Origin of the sequence: Variovorax trehalosi (assembly GCF_051216415.1) — a bacterium.
Taxonomy (GTDB): Bacteria; Pseudomonadota; Gammaproteobacteria; order Burkholderiales; family Burkholderiaceae_C; genus Variovorax.
On sequence record NZ_JBPJZG010000001.1, the window covers coordinates 1,414,771 to 1,430,163 of the forward strand.

General features: G+C 66.2%; 15 protein-coding genes. 7 read left to right on the top strand and 8 right to left on the bottom strand.

The genetic code is table 11. The annotated features are described in order from the left end of the window. Window positions 1-88 precede the first annotated feature (88 nt). On the top strand, window positions 89-568 hold the full coding sequence (locus ACSFA7_RS06600) for a VOC family protein (protein ID WP_435498621.1): 480 nt from the start codon (window positions 89-91) through the stop codon (window positions 566-568). Between the two features lie 15 nt (window positions 569-583). On the opposite strand, the gene ACSFA7_RS06605 is transcribed toward ACSFA7_RS06600, so the two are convergent. The 7 genes from ACSFA7_RS06605 to ACSFA7_RS06635 all read right to left on the bottom strand — a co-directional run bounded on the left by ACSFA7_RS06605 (window position 584) and on the right by ACSFA7_RS06635 (window position 5,664). Then, the gene (locus tag ACSFA7_RS06605) at window positions 584-2,038 is read right to left on the bottom strand and encodes an MATE family efflux transporter (protein WP_435498622.1); all 1,455 of its coding nucleotides are present in this window, start codon (window positions 2,036-2,038) and stop codon (window positions 584-586) included. Next, complete coding sequence (locus ACSFA7_RS06610) at window positions 2,035-2,610, bottom strand: DUF2239 family protein (protein WP_435498623.1); 576 nt, start codon at window positions 2,608-2,610, stop codon at window positions 2,035-2,037. The genes ACSFA7_RS06605 and ACSFA7_RS06610 overlap by 4 nt, the downstream gene beginning before the upstream one ends. 147 nt (window positions 2,611-2,757) lie before the next feature. Continuing rightward, window positions 2,758-3,195: a MarR family winged helix-turn-helix transcriptional regulator gene (locus tag ACSFA7_RS06615; RefSeq protein WP_435498624.1), complete on the bottom strand. Its 438-nt coding sequence runs from the start codon at window positions 3,193-3,195 to the stop codon at window positions 2,758-2,760. Beyond that, window positions 3,192-3,554 (bottom strand): GIY-YIG nuclease family protein, encoded by a 363-nt coding sequence (locus tag ACSFA7_RS06620; RefSeq protein ID WP_435498625.1) that lies wholly within the window; start codon window positions 3,552-3,554, stop codon window positions 3,192-3,194. Before ACSFA7_RS06620 ends, ACSFA7_RS06615 begins: the two co-directional genes overlap by 4 nt. A gap of 115 nt (window positions 3,555-3,669) precedes the next feature. Then, a complete protein-coding gene (locus ACSFA7_RS06625; RefSeq protein ID WP_435498626.1) occupies window positions 3,670-3,990 on the bottom strand; it encodes a hypothetical protein in 321 nt (106 codons plus the stop codon). 16 nt (window positions 3,991-4,006) lie between these two features. Then, the gene (locus tag ACSFA7_RS06630) at window positions 4,007-4,897 is read right to left on the bottom strand and encodes a hypothetical protein (RefSeq protein ID WP_435498627.1); all 891 of its coding nucleotides are present in this window, start codon (window positions 4,895-4,897) and stop codon (window positions 4,007-4,009) included. A 77-nt stretch (window positions 4,898-4,974) separates the two neighbouring features. Further along, complete coding sequence (locus ACSFA7_RS06635) at window positions 4,975-5,664, bottom strand: hypothetical protein (protein WP_435498628.1); 690 nt, start codon at window positions 5,662-5,664, stop codon at window positions 4,975-4,977. A 382-nt stretch (window positions 5,665-6,046) separates the two neighbouring features. On the opposite strand from ACSFA7_RS06635, the gene ACSFA7_RS06640 reads away from it, so the two are divergent. The 6 genes from ACSFA7_RS06640 to ACSFA7_RS06665 all read left to right on the top strand — a co-directional run bounded on the left by ACSFA7_RS06640 (window position 6,047) and on the right by ACSFA7_RS06665 (window position 14,145). Then, window positions 6,047-6,841: a LuxR C-terminal-related transcriptional regulator gene (locus ACSFA7_RS06640; RefSeq protein WP_013541531.1), complete on the top strand. Its 795-nt coding sequence runs from the start codon at window positions 6,047-6,049 to the stop codon at window positions 6,839-6,841. 22 nt (window positions 6,842-6,863) lie between these two features. After that, window positions 6,864-7,856, top strand: a complete 993-nt coding sequence (locus ACSFA7_RS06645) for a sensor histidine kinase (protein WP_435498629.1) — start codon at window positions 6,864-6,866, stop codon at window positions 7,854-7,856. 79 nt (window positions 7,857-7,935) lie between these two features. Then, entirely contained in the window at window positions 7,936-10,311 is a 2,376-nt protein-coding gene (locus tag ACSFA7_RS06650) for a Tex family protein (protein ID WP_435498630.1), read from the top strand. 34 nt (window positions 10,312-10,345) lie between these two features. Then, the gene (locus ACSFA7_RS06655; protein ID WP_435498631.1) at window positions 10,346-11,419 is read left to right on the top strand and encodes a patatin-like phospholipase domain-containing protein; all 1,074 of its coding nucleotides are present in this window, start codon (window positions 10,346-10,348) and stop codon (window positions 11,417-11,419) included. A 107-nt stretch (window positions 11,420-11,526) separates the two neighbouring features. Then, window positions 11,527-12,507, top strand: a complete 981-nt coding sequence (locus ACSFA7_RS06660) for a tripartite tricarboxylate transporter substrate binding protein (protein WP_435498632.1) — start codon at window positions 11,527-11,529, stop codon at window positions 12,505-12,507. Window positions 12,508-12,672: 165 nt separating this feature from the next. Next, on the top strand, window positions 12,673-14,145 hold the full coding sequence (locus ACSFA7_RS06665; protein WP_435498633.1) for a tannase/feruloyl esterase family alpha/beta hydrolase: 1,473 nt from the start codon (window positions 12,673-12,675) through the stop codon (window positions 14,143-14,145). Between the two features lie 18 nt (window positions 14,146-14,163). Here ACSFA7_RS06665 and ACSFA7_RS06670 read toward each other — a convergent pair whose 3' ends face one another. Beyond that, window positions 14,164-15,300: an iron-containing alcohol dehydrogenase gene (locus tag ACSFA7_RS06670; protein WP_435498634.1), complete on the bottom strand. Its 1,137-nt coding sequence runs from the start codon at window positions 15,298-15,300 to the stop codon at window positions 14,164-14,166. Window positions 15,301-15,393 lie beyond the last annotated feature (93 nt).

Here is a 15,393-nt window from a genome sequence, read left to right on the forward strand (position 1 = left end):
TCTGACAGGGCCCACGCGGGTTGACAGCGGTCCGCTCCCGCTTTGATACTGAACTCTCAGGTTCATCGTTCAAGCAAAGGAGACTCCCATGCAGAAGATCGTTCCCTGCCTCTGGTTCGACGGCAACGGCGAGGAGGTGCTGAGTTTCTACACCGGCATCTTCCCGAACTCCCGCGTGACCGACCGGCTGAACTGGCCCGCCGACGGCCCCGGCCCCAAGGACGGCAGCCTGCTGACCGCGACCTTCGAGCTCGACGGCCAGGCGTTCATGGTGCTCAACGGCGGCCCCGACTACAAGTTCACTCCGGCGCTCTCGCTCTACGTGCCCTGCGAGACGCAGGCCGAGGTCGACCACTACTGGGACAAGCTGATCGAAGGCGGCGGCAAGCCCGTGCAATGCGGCTGGCTCACCGACCGCTATGGCGTCTCGTGGCAGGTCGCGCCCACGGCCATGATCCGCATGTTCCAGGACAAGGACCCCGAGAAGGCCGGCCGCGCGATGCGGGCCATGATGCAGATGGTCAAGCTCGACCTCGCCACCGTGCAGAAGGCCTACGAGGGTCGCTGAGCCCCGCGCCGCCGGTTACACCAGCTTGTGGATCGCCTTCTTGCGCCACACCAGTTGGTAGTACGCCGTCTGCAGCAGCAGCATCGCGCCGAAGGTCACCGGGTAGGCGATCCAGATGCCGTCCAGCCCGATGCGGTGGCTCATGAACCAGGCCACCGGCACTTCGATGCCCAGGATGCAGACGATGGAAATCAGCGTGGGCACCAGTACCGAGCCGCTCGCGCGCATGACCCCTGACGTGGCCGCGGCCATGCCGAAGATCACCAGGCTCCACAGCATGATGTGCAGCAGCGTCTGCGCGATCTCGATCACCGGCGCGCTAGTGATGAAGAAACCCATGAGCGGACGCGAGAACAGGTAGCCCAGCAGCACGAGGCTGCCGGTCAGCACGAGGTTCATCATCAGCGCCGTCTTGGTGATCGCGCCGAGCCGGTCGGCACGGCCCGCGCCGATGGCCTGCGCGCCGAGGATCGATGCGGCAATGGCGATCGAGATGGCCGGGAACTGCACGTACGCCACCACCTGGTTCACCGCGCCGTAGGCGGCCGTGGCGTTGGAGCCGTAGCTGTTGACCATCGACAGCAGCACCACTTCGGCCAGCGCCACCACGATCATCTGCACGCCCGTCGGCACGCCGATGCGCAGCACCGCCTTCAGCAGTTGCGGCTGGATGCGCAGGTAGCGAAAGAACTCCGCATCGGGCGCGAGCGGGCTCTTTTTCTGGCGCAGCCTGAAGCCCAGCCAGGTGGTCGCCACCACGAAAGACAGCACCGAAGCCCACGCGCCGCTGGCCACGCCCAACTGCGGCAAGCCGCCCCAGCCGCGGATGAGCGCGGGTGTGACCACCAGGCCGATCAGCGTCGAGATCACCAGCGTGAGCAGCGGCGTGACGGTGTCGCCCACGCCGCGCAGCATTGCGGTCGCGAGCAGGAACACGAACACGCCCGGCATCGCGATCAGCATGATGCGGGCGTAGCGCGTGGAGTCGGCCAGCACGTCGGGCGGCGTGCCCAGCGCGGCCAGCATCGGCGTGGTGAAGGCGCCGCCGAACACCGCGATCACCAGGCCCATCAGCACGCCCACGGTGAGTGTGGTGCCCGCCACGGCCTTGGCCTTGGCGGCGTCGCGCGCACCCCAGGCCTGGCCGATCAGCACCGAGGCGCCGGCGCCCAGGCCGATGATGAAGGCGATGAAGAAGAACATCACCGGAAAGAAGCTCGACACCGCCGCCAGCGCGCCCACGCCGAGCATCTGTCCCACATAGACGTTGTTCAGCGTGCCCGAGAGCGACTGCAGGATGTTGCTGAGCAACATCGGCGCGAGGAAGAAGAGAAACACCTTCCACAGCGGCCGCGCCGCGCCGACGGGCGCCACGGGCACGCCCTTGAGGCCGCTCGGGCCGGCTGCGGGGGGCGTTGGATTGGCGGGTGTCGTTGTCGAGGTCGTCGAAGTCGCGGGGGTGGCGCTCATGCAGGGGGGCTCCAGCCGGCGGCTGACAGTTTTTGGAGATGGGTGCGCAGGTCCGCGGGCCAGGCGTCGATGAGGCCCTCGAAGCGGTTGCGCTCGCCGGCGAACAGCGCGCGCGTGGCTTCCTCGAAGCCGGGCAGGGCGCCGGCGATCGCGGTCATGAAACGGTAGGTGGCTTCGCGCGACGCGCGCACGGCGTCGCGGTCGGCGTTGACGCGGCTCGCCTCCTGCACCAGGCGCCGCAGCGCCACCGAGGCGCCGCCGGGCTGGCGGTTGAGCCAGTCCCAGTGGCGCGGCAGCAGCGTGACTTCGCGCGCGACCACGCCCAGCTTCGGCCGGCCCACGCCGCGCGGCGCGTCGTCATGGGCCTCGGCGCTGGTCGCGTGCGGCACGACGCCGGCCTGGTTGTGCACGTCGAAGTCGAGCGACTCGCCGGTCTGCGCGTCGAAGATGAGGTAGGGCGTGTCGTCCTTGCGTTCGCGCAATTGGGCGAGCACTTCGGCCGTGCTTCCTTCGGCGATGCGCTTGAAGCCGGCGAAAACAATGAGGTTGATGGATGGCGTGTCGGATGGCATGTCGGATTTCTTTGTTCTTCCTTCTGGTCCGGTCGAAACGAGCGCCCCCGGGGCCGGGCTGTGCCCAGCCCGCCCCCCCGAGGGGGATCAAGTCAAGTGGCAAAGCCACAATGACTTGAGAGGTGCGTAATCTACCCGCTGAACGGCTCAGGCGTTCGGTGTGTGGTCGAGGCACAGCGCAAGGAGCGCGGCATGGATCTGCGGCAGGCTTTCGGAGTCCAGTGATTTCACCGCATCGGCGCAGATCGCCTCGACGGTCGTGACCGCAGCCTGCATCAGTTTGCGGCCGCCCGGGCGGATGGCTGCATGACGGCGGTTGTCTTCGTTTGTGCCAGCCGTGCGTTCGGCGAGTCCTGTTTTCTCGAGCAGGACCATTTTGCGAAGCAGCGCCGACATCGGCAACCCCAAGGCGCGCGAAAGCTCCGCCATCGGCATGCGTCCACCATCGGCAAGCAGCAGATGGAGCAGTCTGAAGTCTTCGTAGTCGAGCCCGTGGAAAGCGCCCAGGTTCTCCTGGAGCTTGAGGTTCAGGCTGGCATGGGCGCGGCCGATGGTGAGGCAGAGGTCCAGCGCATCGACGGTCATGGCGTGTTGTAGCCCTTGTCGCCAACGCACTGGAGTTCCTCCCGCCAGAGTTCGAGCAGCTTCTCGAGCTCGGCGGCGCGGTCGAAGGCCGGGTCGTCGCGCTCTTTCACGCGGTCGATCACCTCGAAGCTGAAGTGCTCGGCGCCGTGGGCAATCCAGTCGCGCACCAGCGCCTTGTTGCGGTGCGAGCGCAGGCCGAGCTCGAAGCGGGCCCGGTTCATCGCGCCCTCGACATCGAGACTGCCGGCCACGTAGACGCGGCCATTCAGCGTGTTGCGGATGACGAAGACGCCCGCGGGGAGCACCGTTTCCTTGTATTTCCTGACGAGGGCGCGCCGCGTCTCCTGGGGCATGTTCATGCCTCGGATATTACCCGGGTGAAATATAAAATACAATATAACCCGGGTAAAAATGAGGGCGCGCGGCAAAGCGCGGCCGGATGGCCCGGCCGCGCTTGCGATTGCTCAAGCCCTGTTACTTCCGCGCCGGCCGGAAGAACAGGTACTCGCCGCGCCCCAGCTCGGGCGTGACCTCGTAGCCGGAACACAGCTCGTTGGCGCACTGGATCACGACCACCCGCGGCCAGATGGTCGCCGACGTCGGATAGCCGGGCAGGTACTGCGGCACATGCCAGACGCCCAGATCGCCGACGGGCTCGGCGTTGTCGGCGCCGCTGGCGTTCTGCAGGCCGCTGCCGAAGGTCACCCGTTCGATGCGCAGGTTGGGAACGACGGGGCCCGCGGAGGCCGTGGCCACGCAACAAGCCGCGATCCAGAGGAAGACGGTCCTGGTCATCATGGGCTCCCGGCGGTCATTGCGAACCGACGGCCGCTTGCGGTGCCGACGCGATCTCGCCGATGGGCTCGACCGGCATGGTCACCGCGGCCTGGTGCGACTCTTCCTGCGCGGGCTGCACCGGAGCCGCCGCCGCTTGCGGCACGGGCGCCGCTTCGACGAGGGGGGCCTGCGGCAAAGGCAGCGGGGTCGGCGTGGACGTCGACGTGGGCGGCGGCACCGAAGCCACCGGCGGCGCGATGACCACCGCCTGCGGCGGCTGCATCGGCTGCACCGACACCGCAATGGGAGGCATGGGTGGCGTCATCGCGGCGACCGGCTGGCCGACCACCTTCGCGGCGGCGTTCGCCGGCGAGGCATACGGCCCGAACGCGCTCACCCTCTCCTCGGCGGTCATGGACTGCGGGCACTTCGTGCCGGTCATCTCCAGCGCGGCCATGGCGGCCGAATCCATGCAGTCCATCGCGAGCGACGCCGCCTTCATGCCCTTGTTCCAGAGCTCGCGGCTCATCTTCAGGCGCTTGCAGTGCTCGTCCGTCCAGGTGGTGCCGAAACTGATGCCGACGCCCGGGCCGTTCGCGCTGGCGCTGGTGCTGCCCATGCAGGTGTCGTTGCTGGTGGTCAGGTTGGGCCCGTTGACCGACGGCACGTTCTTGACCGTGTAGCTGCCCCGGTAGTCCACCGTGTTCGTGGTGGCACCGGTGTTGTTGATGTTCTGGTTGCTGTTCAGCGTCGAGCGGGTGGTGGTGTCCGCGGGCGCGTTGCTGTTGAAGTTCACGGCCTGGGTGTTGCCCTGCGCCGATGTGGTGGCCGAACTCGTTGACTGGTTGTTGGCACCGCCCGCCGTCTGCGCGTAAGCGCCGCCCGCGGACAAGCCCATCAAGGTCAGGACAATCAGTTTTTTCATGTTCTCACTCCTTTGAAAGCCAGGGGAGGGGGCATGCCCCTCCCCATTTCTGGTCCAACAACCGTGGCATGCCCCGTTCAGGGAGCCGATGCGGTTGCGCCGGCGCCCGCGGTGCCGCCGGTGCCGCCGCCGTTGCTGAGGCCGCCGGCATTGCCGATCGCGAAGTTGGTCACGCCGAAGGAGCCGCCGGTCGAGCCCGCCGTTGCCGAGGTGGTCGTGCCGTTGACGAAGCCGTTGATTGCGCCCGACGAGGCGCTGTAGCCCGACGTCGTGCCCGAGGTGCGCGTCACCACTGCCAGACCGCCGCCAGGACCGGCTGCAGTGGCAGCCGTGTTGTTGGTGGTGGAGGTTGCGGCGCCGCCTGCCGCGCCGCTCACTTGGTTCGGGCCGCCTGCGGAGTAGGTGGCACCGGCGGACGAGCCTGCATTGGCCGAGGCATTGGCACCGCCGATGGCTGCACCGTTGCCGGTCGTTGCCGCAACACTGGTCACGCGGCCTTGCGTGGTCGCCGAGCCGCTGGCTGTTGCACCACCGACACGCAGACCCGGGATGCTGACCGCGCCGCCTGCTGCATTCGCGGTGGCTGCCGAGCTGGAAGTGGCTGCGTTGTAGCTCAACGCGCTGCCCGTGCCGGAGCTCGCTGCCACGGACCCTGCCGAGCTGGAAGAACCGGTGCTCGTGTTGGTGACGGCCAGGGCGGTGGTGCTGGTCGCCGAGGCCACGCCTGCAAGCAGGACCACGGCAGCCGAGATGAGAGTCTTCTTCATGATGATGCTTCCTCGATAGTGTTGAAACGAACCCGATTGCCGGCGAATCCGGCCATCAGCCAACGGTCAGCGAGCCCGGATTGGATGGTTCCGCTGCGACCGAAATGCAGTTTCTGCGTCGATGAGGAAACTAAAAATGCCCTGTGGTGGGTAGTGCGAGGCTATGGCGAAAGCAATGGGAGGGTACGGTTCGAGCGCCTCGCCAGGAGGCTCGTTTCCGCATGGTGGCGCTTGTCGCATCTACTCCTTTAGTACACATTCACCCCCGACTGCAACAAGACGAAACCAAAGTAATCAAAAAAGCTCCCGGACAAAATTTGAGTAGAAATGAATTAACTTTTGCTCACGAACAAGCGGTAGTTTTTGTCACGAGGGGATAGAAATGGAAAATGAGCTTGACATTTCATTGACGGAGGTCAATGCGAGTGCTAGGAATTTCTCGAATCCTGGCCAGTTCGGCGGGCTGCTCGCACCCTCTGCCGACTCGCTCCCCTGGCCCGACTACCTGACGGGCCAGCAGACCAAGCCAGTGCGCGTTGTGCTGGTCGACGACGACCCCTTCGTGAGACGCGTCATTGCCCAGGAGCTGCTGGGCGACTTGCGCATCCAGCTCGAAGGGCAGGCCGGGAGCCTTCGCGAGGGGCGGCGCCTCCTGATGCAGCATGAATTCGACGTGCTCATGGTCGACATCCGCCTGGGCGACGGCAGCGGCTTCGAGCTGATCGAGGAGGCCAAGAAACACCGCAGCGCCGCGGAAATCATCGTCATCTCCGCCATCGAGGACGAGCCTCAGGTGCTGCACGCCTTCGAGCTCGGCGCCTCCGGCTTCCTGGTGAAGAACGCGTGGTTCCAGAGCTATGCCCAGGCCGTGCTGCAGGTGGTCAACGGGGGCGCCGCCATCACGCCCCGACTCGCGCGCCGCCTGCTCGTTCACCTGGACCACCAGCGCAGCAACCAGAGCCCGGTGCGCCCGCCCGAGACCAAGGCTGCGCTGTCCGCACGGGAGCGCGAAGTGTTGCGACTTGTAGCCACAGGGTATGTGACCGAAGAGATCGCATTGCAGCTCACCATCAGCGCGCAGACGGTCAATGCCCATGTGAAGAACATCTACCGCAAGCTCCATGCGCACACCCGCGCGCAGGCGGTGAGCTTCGCCTCCCACCGGGGGCTGCTCTGACACCGTTGCAACGAACAACGGGATGCAACGGGTCGATACGGTCATGTGGTCCTCGGTGCCCCAGCTCCCGTACTTCCTCGAAGACCAGTTCGTGTGGCTCTCGATCGCCGCATGGTCCGCGTTGCTGGCCTGGCTCTGGCCCCGCGCCTCGCGCCGCCGGATGCTGCTGTGGGCCGCGCTGGCCGGTGCGCTGCACCTCACGCCGGTGACCGGGCAGGTGCTGCGGGCCACTTCGGCGATGACGGTGGATATCAACGACATCCCGCTCGCGTTCTGGGCGCTGCAGGGCGTCAACGTGGCGGTGCTCGGGATGATCATCGGCGTCTGGTATCTCTCCCGCCGCCGCGTCATGCGCTATCGGCAGGTGCAGGCGGTGCTGGCCGAGCGGCGCCGCATCGCCAGCGACCTGCATGACGGCGTCGGCTCCCGGTTGATGGCGCTGCTCGCCAGCCAGGACCCGCGCGCGGCCGAGCCGAGCGAGCTGTCGATGGCCCTGCAGGCCTGCCTGCTGGAACTCCAGATGACCGTGGACTCCCTGGACGACGAGGCCTCGGCCACCATCGTCGAGCGGTTGGCCCACCTGCGCTACCGCCTGCAGCCGGCCTTCGACCGGCTGGGCATCGGCCTCGCATGGCACGTGCACGACGCGCCGCTCGCACGCGCGATGTCCGCCGACTCCGCGATGCAGATCTGCCGGATCGCGCAGGAAGCCTTGTCGAACGTGCTGCGCCACTCGCACGCCAGCAGCGTCGAGGTCCGCTTCGGCCCGCTGGGACGTACGCGCGGGCTGGTGCTCGAGGTGCAGGACAACGGCCGCGGCCTCGACGCGTCAGCCCCCATCCAGCTCGAGCAATTCGGCAAGGGGCTTCGCAGCATGCGTGCGCGGGCCGATGCGCTGGGCGGCGAACTGGCCGTCATGGACGCCGTGCCGCACGGGCTGTGCATCCGTCTCGTGCTTTCGGACACCGAACCGGCGCCGGACAGCGCCGGGCCGGAAACGGGGAGCAGCCTGTAACAAGCGCAGGGGCACTGCCGCCAGAGCCCGTCCTCGCCTATGGCAAACTCCCGCGCTTTGCCAGGGATGCGCTCAAGACATGCAGAAAATCATTCGCCAGCTCGCCACTGAAATCAAGGTCGGCGAGCACCAGGTGAAGTCCGCCGTCGAACTGCTCGACGAAGGCGCCACGGTTCCATTCATCGCCCGTTACCGCAAGGAAGTGACCGGCGGCCTCGACGACATCCAGCTGCGCGAACTCGAAGCGCGTCTTTCCTACCTGCGCGAACTCGAGGACCGCCGCGTGGCGGTGCTCAAAGCCATCGACGAGCAGGGCAAGCTCACCCCCCAGCTGCGCGCCGCGATCGAATTCGCGCCCACCAAGCAGGAGCTCGAAGACCTGTACCTGCCGTTCAAGCAGAAGCGCCGCACCAAGGGCCAGATCGCCCGCGAGTTCGGCATCGAGCCGCTCGCCGACAAGCTGCTGGCCGACCCCACGCTCGATCCGGCCGTCGAAGCCAAGGCCTTCCTCAAGCCCGCCACCACGCTGGACGACGGCAAGCCGGGCCCCGATTTCTCCAGCGTGCCGCTCGTGCTCGACGGCGTGCGCGACATTCTTTCCGAGCGCTGGGCCGAAGACGCCGGCCTGGTGCAGGGCCTGCGGGAATGGCTCTGGGCCGAGGGCCTGCTCAAGTCCAGCCTCATGGCCGGCAAGGACGAAAACAACGCCGACATCGCCAAGTTCCGCGATTACTTCGAGTACGACGAGCCCATCGGCCGCGTGCCCTCGCACCGCGCGCTGGCCGTGTTCCGCGGCCGCGCCCTCGACATTCTCGATGCCAAGCTGGTGCTGCCGGTGGAGCCCGAGCCGGGCAAGCCCAGCATCGCCGAAGGCAAGATCGCGCTGCACCTGGGCTGGAGCCACGCTGGCCGTCCAGCCGACGACCTGCTGCGCAAGTGCGTGGCCTGGACCTGGCGCGTGAAGCTGGCGCTGTCCACCGAACGGGACCTTTTCACGCGCCTGCGCGAAGACGCCGAGAAGGTCGCGATCAAGGTGTTCGCCGACAACCTGCGCGACCTGCTGCTGGCCGCACCCGCCGGCCCGCGCGTCGTGATGGGCCTGGACCCCGGCATCCGCACCGGCGTGAAGGTGGCCGTGGTCGATTCCACCGGCAAGCTGGTCGAGACCGCCACTGTGTTCCCGCACGAGCCGCGCAAGGACTGGGAAGGGTCGCTGCACACCTTGGGCAAGCTCTGCGCCAAGCACGGCGTGAACCTCATCGCCATCGGCAACGGCACCGCCAGCCGCGAGACCGACAAGCTTGCCGCCGACCTCATCAAGCTGCTGGCCAAGATGGCCGCGCAGGCCGGTGCACCCGAGATGACGGTCGACAAGGTCGTCGTCAGCGAGGCTGGCGCCTCCGTGTACTCCGCCAGCGAATTCGCCTCGCAAGAGATGCCCGACGTGGACGTGAGCCTGCGCGGCGCCGCCTCCATCGCGCGCCGCCTGCAGGACCCGCTGGCCGAACTCGTGAAGATCGACCCCAAGAGCATCGGCGTGGGCCAGTACCAGCACGACGTGAACCAGAGCGAACTCGCCCGCACCCTGCAGGCCGTGGTCGAAGACTGCGTGAACTCGGTGGGCGTGGACCTCAACACCGCAAGCGTGCCGCTCCTGAGCCGCGTGTCTGGCCTCTCGGGCAGCGTGGCCAAGGCCGTGGTGCGCTGGCGCGAATCGAACGGTGCGTTCTCCACCCGCAAGCAATTGCTCGACGTCACCGGCTTCGGCCCCAAGGCCTTCGAGCAAAGCGCGGGGTTCCTGCGCATCCGCGGCGGCGCCGATCCGCTCGACATCACCGGCGTGCATCCGGAAACCTATCCGCTGGTCGAGCAGATCATCGTGAAGACCGGCAAGCCGATCGCCGAACTGATGGGCCGTGCCGAAATGCTCAAGACGCTCAAGCCCGAGCTCTTCGCCAACGAAAAGTTCGGCGTCATCACGGTCAAGGACATTCTGGGCGAACTCGAGAAGCCCGGCCGCGACCCGCGCCCCGACTTCAAGGTGGCGCGCTTCAACGATGGCGTGGACGACATCAAGGACCTGGTCGAGGGCATGATCCTCGAAGGCACCGTGAGCAACGTGGCCCAGTTCGGCGCTTTCGTCGACCTGGGCGTCCACCAGGACGGCCTTGTGCACGTGAGCCAACTGAGCCACAAGTTCGTGAACGATGCACGCGAGGTCGTGAAGACCGGCGACATCGTCAAGGTCAAGGTGATGGAAGTGGACGTGGCGCGCAAGCGCATCGGGCTGTCGATGAAGCTCGATGCGGCGCCCGCACGACGCGATGGACCGCGCGACAACCGCTTCGAAGGGGCGGGACGAGGCCAGCAACAGCAGCCGCGCCGCGACAACGCGCCGCAGCCGGGCGGGCAGATGGCGAACGCGTTTGCCAAGCTGCAGGGATTGCGCAAGTAATCCGCGCCGCACGGTTCTTGCTGACGCATCCGGCATGAAGGCGCTACGCATCTACGCCGGCCCTGCGGCCCGCAAGCACATCGAGCAGAACGGCCTGCGCCCGCAGGACGTGCGCACCGTGCCCGGCGCGGCGGGCGGGCCGAAGGGTCTGATCCTCGGGCCGCTCGACCGTTTCATCTTCGGCCGCTGGCTGGCCCAGTCCACGCAGACGGTGCATCTGGTCGGCGCCTCGATCGGCGCATGGCGCCTGTCGACCGCCTGCCTGGCCGATTCCGAAGCCGCCTTCACGCGCTTCGAGCATGACTATGTGCATCAGCAGTTCGAAGTGCCGCCCGGCCAGAAGCGGCTGAGCCCGCGCCAACTCAGCGAGCGCTTTGCCCAGAGCCTCGTCGACTTCTACGGCGGGCGCATCGGCGAAGTGCTGAACCATCCGCGCTACCGGCTGCACGTGGTGACCTCGCGCGGCCGCCACATCCTCGGGCGCGAGGGCAGGGCGCGCACGCCGTTCGGCTACCTGGGCGCCTTTGCCTCGAACAGCGTCTACCGCAAGAGCCTGGGCGCGTGGCTCGAGCGCTGCGTGTTCTCCACGCCGGGCGCGGCGCTGCCTTTCGGCACGCAGGACTTCCGCACCCGCCAGCACGCGCTGAGCGAAGCCAACTTCAACATGGTGCTGCAGGCTTCGTGCTCGATTCCGTTCCTGCTCGCCGCGGTGCACGACATCCCCGGCGCGCCGCGTGGTGCGTACTGGGACGGCGGCATCACCGACTACCACCTGCACCTGGACTACCAGCCGGTCGACGAAGGCATCGTGCTGTACCCGCATTTCCAGCGCGCTGTGGTGCCGGGCTGGCTCGACAAGGGGCTGCGCTGGCGCCACAAGTCCACCGGTTTTCTGGACCGCATGGTGGTGCTCGCGCCCGACCCCGAATGGGTGAAGTCGCTGCCCAACGGCAAGCTGCCGGACCGCAAGGATTTCATCCATTTCCAGAACGATGCACAGGCGCGCATCTCGGCCTGGGGCAAGGCGACGCGCGAGGTGCAGCGGTTGTCGGATGAGTTCGAGGGGTGGCTCGAAAACGGGCGCGCGCCCGACGTTCTGCCTCTCTGAGCGGGCGAGGGCGCTTGCCGCCGGGGCAAACCCTGACGGGCGTCGCGGGTGGTGCTTCGAGAATGGACCGATCCATTCAGAAGCAACAAAGAAAGAGACAAGCCCTCATGCCGCATTCCACGCTGACACGCCGCCGATTCACGCTCGCCGCCGCAGCATCCAGCCTCGCCATTCCATCTTTCGCGCAGACCGCGTGGCCGAGCAAGCCGATCCGCATCGTCGTGCCGTACACGCCCGGCGGCTTCACCGACCAGATGGCGCGGCTCGTGCAGATCGGCCTGCAGACGCGGCTTGGCCAGCCGGTGCTCATCGACAACAAGCCCGGCGCCAACAGCCTGATCGGGGTCGACGCCATCGCCAAGGCGCCGGCCGACGGCACCACCTTCGGCGTGGTCATCGCCGCGTATGCGGCCAACACCACGCTGTACCCGAAGCTCCCCTACGACCCGCAGAAGGACCTGACCGGCGTGTCGCTGATGGGCATCTCGCCGCTTCTGGCCGCTGTGAACGTCAACGCGCCGTTCAAGACCGCGCGCGAGCTCATCGACTACGCGCGCGCCAACCCCGGCAAGGTGAGCTTCGGCTCCTCGGGCAACGGCTCGGCCGCGCACCTGACGACCGAGCTGTGGAAGTCGCTCACGCAGACCTACATGATCCATATCCCGTACCGCGGCGCGGTGCCCGCGCTGACCGATCTGATGGGCGGGCAGATCCAGCTGTTCTTCGATGCACCCACCGGCCTCATCAGCCAGGCCAAGGCCGGCAAGGTACGGCTGATCGGCGTGGCGGGCGACAAGCGCCTGGCGGCCGCGCCCGATGTGCCGACCTTCATCGAACAGGGCTTCGCGGGTTTCACCGGCAGCACCTGGGCCGGCATGCTGGCGCCGGCGGGCACGCCGCGCGATGTGGTCAAGCGCATGTCGGAAGAGGTGGCGCGCATCATCAGGGGCGACGAGACACGCGCCAAGCTCGACGCGATGGGCACCATTCCCGCCGGCAGCACGCCGGAGGAATTCGATGCGTTCATCACGGCGGAGACGGCCAAGTGGGGGAAGGTCATCCGCACGGCGGGGGTGAAGGCGGAATAAAGCGCCTGCGTCGCATGCACTGAAGGTCATTCGAATGGCGCCGCAGGGATAGTGCGGGCCATTGCCAGGCGATTGAGAATTTCCACGGCCTCGAAAGAAGGCTCGGCCTCATCCAGAAATTGGGCGGCGCCAGTGAATATTCAATCAATCCAATGGAGACAAATCTTGACCAAGACGGAAAACAACGGGTCTTCGGGGCAATGGCGGTCGCCGCGGTTGCGCAGATCATTTTTCGCGGCCATGGCCTGTGGCGGGTTTTTTTCAATGGCCCATGCGGCCAGCGATATTTCCAGCACCCTCATCTGGACATGTTCCAACCAGCTCAATGGCACGGCATATGCCGATGGTGTACTGAATGAATTTCGCAGCACCAGGTTTCCTTCGCCAAAAACCGGGGGATTCAAGATCACATCGGTGGAGCAGGTCTGGCTTGCACTTCCCTCCTATTGCCTGATCAAGGGAACGATCCAGCCCACATCTCCCGGAGGCATAGACCCCGCCGTCAAAGCGCCCGATTACCGGGTTCCCGATATCAATTACCAGGTCTATATCCCGTCGCAATGGAATGGCAAATTCGTCCAGCTCGGTGGTGGCGGATTTGCCTGGAGCGCCGATGTCGTGGCGGCGGGCCTGCAAGCCAACCAGCAATTCTCGCCCTCGCTCCAGGGACCGGCATTGTCCAATTACGCGGTCGTTCTCAGCGACGCGGGTGCCGGCGATTCGTCGAAGGCATTCGATCCGCAATTCGTGCGGCCCGGCAAAAAACTCAGCGATGTTCCCAAGCAGGAGGCCGTGAAGAATTTCGGGCAGGACGCCATCAAGAAATCGCTCGATGTTGGGCTGTATCTAGTTAAGAAATTGACGGGAACGACGCCCGCCGATACCTATTTCGTAGGGATTTCCACCGGTGGCAGGCAGGCATTGAAAGCCATCGCGAACTGGCCCGATGCCTATGACGGCGTCATTGCGGGCGCTCCTCCCGTCGACGAAACCAATCTGCTCAAGACGCTGGAGGTACCGGCGGTGGTCAATGATTGGGTGGTCAATTGGAGCAGCAGCGCCGCCATGCTCACCAGCTTGTTCGGCAAGGACGTGTCGGACCAGACATTGAGCGATGCGCTGGGTGCAACGTCCCGGCATCTGGCGGATGTGGCCATCGAATCAGGCGCAAATTACGACGGCTACAGCAGGCTGCTGGATGCGCTGGCGCCTGTGTGGAATGTCAAGCCGGGTGATCTTGCCAATTTCTTCGATATTGCTGCGAGTCAGAAAAAGGCAGGCAAAAAAGGCAAGAAGATCATCATTTACCAGGGGGCGTCCGATTTCCTGGTGCCTTGCTCCCAGGCCGGCGAATTCGTCAGCCGGCTGACCAAAAAAGAAACGGCGAGCGAAATAAGCAATTCCGTGCGCGCGTACTTTGTAGAAGATTACAGCCACGGGTTCTACAACACCAATTCATTGCTCAAGAGAATTGGATTGAGCGCCATGCAATTGAAGTGGAACGCGGTTTCCGACCTCGACAGATGGGTGCACGATGAGAACGCCGCGGGCGGCGCGCCATCGCTTGCCAAAAATGCCTCGGGCGGAATTCCAGGAGATCAGGCATTGAGCGCATGGAAGTGCTTGGCGCCCCACTGACGCCAAACCCCACGACCTCTACATCGACGCTTCGAGCATCGCCTTGTAGTCGTCGCGCGTAGCCAGCCGCGGATTGGTCTTGTGGCAGTGGTCGGCCATCGCGCCGTCGATGATCTTCTCGAACAGCGCGGGCGTAACGCCTACTTCGGCCAAGCCTTTGGGCAGGCCGAGGCGCGCATTCATGTCGCGGATCGCATCGCCCAGATCGCCGGCCGAATCGAGGTGCATGGCCTGCGCCATGCGCTGCAGACGCTGTTCCTTCTGCACCGACTCGGCACCCGCGTTGAAGTGGATCACCGCCGGCAGGAAGAGGGCGTTGAGCGTGCCGTGGTGCAGGCGCGGATCGACGCCGCCCAGGCTGTGGCTGAGCGAATGCACGCAGCCCAGGCCCTTCTGGAAGGCCATCGCGCCTTGCATCGAGGCGCTCATGAGGTTGAGGCGCGCCTCGCGGTCGCCGCCGTCCTTGGTGGCGCGCTCGATGTGCAGCCAGGCGCGCTCCAGGCCGTCCAGGCCGATGCCGTCGGCTGGCGGATTGAACGCGGCCGACATGAAGGTTTCCATGCAGTGCGCAATGGCGTCCATGCCGGTGGCGGCCGTCAGCTTGGGCGGCAGGCCCAGCGTGAGCTCGGGGTCGCAGATCGCGGCCTTGGGCATCAGGAACCAGCTGTGAAAGCCGAGCTTGCGGTGGTCGTCGACGATGACGATCGCGCCGCGCGCCACTTCGCTGCCGGTGCCGCTGGTGGTGGGCACCGCGATGAGCGGCACCGCGCGGTCGGTGATCTTCGGCGAGCCGCCTTCGATGGTGGCGTAGGTCTTGAGCGGGCCTTCGTGCGTGGCGGCAATCGCCACGCCCTTGGCGCAGTCGATGGCGGAGCCGCCGCCCACGGCGATGAGGCCGTCGCAGCGGCCGCTGCGATAGAGCTCGACGGCCGCGCGTACCGCGGCTTCGGTGGGGTTGGAGGGGGTCTGGTCGAACACCGAGACCTCCAGGTCGGCGATGGCGTCGAGCGCCTTCTGCAGCACGCCGGCCGCGCGCACGCCGGCGTCGGTCACGATCAGCGGGCGGTTGATGCCGATGCGCGCGCATTCGCTGGACAGCAGCTTGATCGCGCCGAATTCGAACTGGATCTGGGTGAGGTACTGGATGAGTGCCATGGGAGCGTGGGGACGTAAGGACGTGGGAGGAGGTGCCTGGACGCGTGGGCAAGTACGATTGCCGACCATCCGAATCTAACAACAGGGGACAGC

Excerpts from the sequence above, each read along its gene's own strand:
- ACSFA7_RS06645 (WP_435498629.1), top strand. The coding sequence starts at position 6,864 with ATGCAACGGGTCGATACGGTCATGTGGTCCTCGGTGCCCCAGCTCCCG.
- ACSFA7_RS06630 (WP_435498627.1), bottom strand. The coding sequence starts at position 4,897 with ATGAAAAAACTGATTGTCCTGACCTTGATGGGCTTGTCCGCGGGCGGC.
- ACSFA7_RS06635 (WP_435498628.1), bottom strand. The coding sequence starts at position 5,664 with ATGAAGAAGACTCTCATCTCGGCTGCCGTGGTCCTGCTTGCAGGCGTG.
- ACSFA7_RS06605 (WP_435498622.1), bottom strand. The coding sequence starts at position 2,038 with ATGAGCGCCACCCCCGCGACTTCGACGACCTCGACAACGACACCCGCC.
- ACSFA7_RS06625 (WP_435498626.1), bottom strand. The coding sequence starts at position 3,990 with ATGACCAGGACCGTCTTCCTCTGGATCGCGGCTTGTTGCGTGGCCACG.
- ACSFA7_RS06655 (WP_435498631.1), top strand. The coding sequence starts at position 10,346 with ATGAAGGCGCTACGCATCTACGCCGGCCCTGCGGCCCGCAAGCACATC.
- ACSFA7_RS06615 (WP_435498624.1), bottom strand. The coding sequence starts at position 3,195 with ATGACCGTCGATGCGCTGGACCTCTGCCTCACCATCGGCCGCGCCCAT.
- ACSFA7_RS06640 (WP_013541531.1), top strand. The coding sequence starts at position 6,047 with ATGGAAAATGAGCTTGACATTTCATTGACGGAGGTCAATGCGAGTGCT.
- ACSFA7_RS06620 (WP_435498625.1), bottom strand. The coding sequence starts at position 3,554 with ATGAACATGCCCCAGGAGACGCGGCGCGCCCTCGTCAGGAAATACAAG.
- ACSFA7_RS06650 (WP_435498630.1), top strand. The coding sequence starts at position 7,936 with ATGCAGAAAATCATTCGCCAGCTCGCCACTGAAATCAAGGTCGGCGAG.
- ACSFA7_RS06610 (WP_435498623.1), bottom strand. The coding sequence starts at position 2,610 with ATGCCATCCGACACGCCATCCATCAACCTCATTGTTTTCGCCGGCTTC.
- ACSFA7_RS06600 (WP_435498621.1), top strand. The coding sequence starts at position 89 with ATGCAGAAGATCGTTCCCTGCCTCTGGTTCGACGGCAACGGCGAGGAG.
- ACSFA7_RS06670 (WP_435498634.1), bottom strand. The coding sequence starts at position 15,300 with ATGGCACTCATCCAGTACCTCACCCAGATCCAGTTCGAATTCGGCGCG.
- ACSFA7_RS06660 (WP_435498632.1), top strand. The coding sequence starts at position 11,527 with ATGCCGCATTCCACGCTGACACGCCGCCGATTCACGCTCGCCGCCGCA.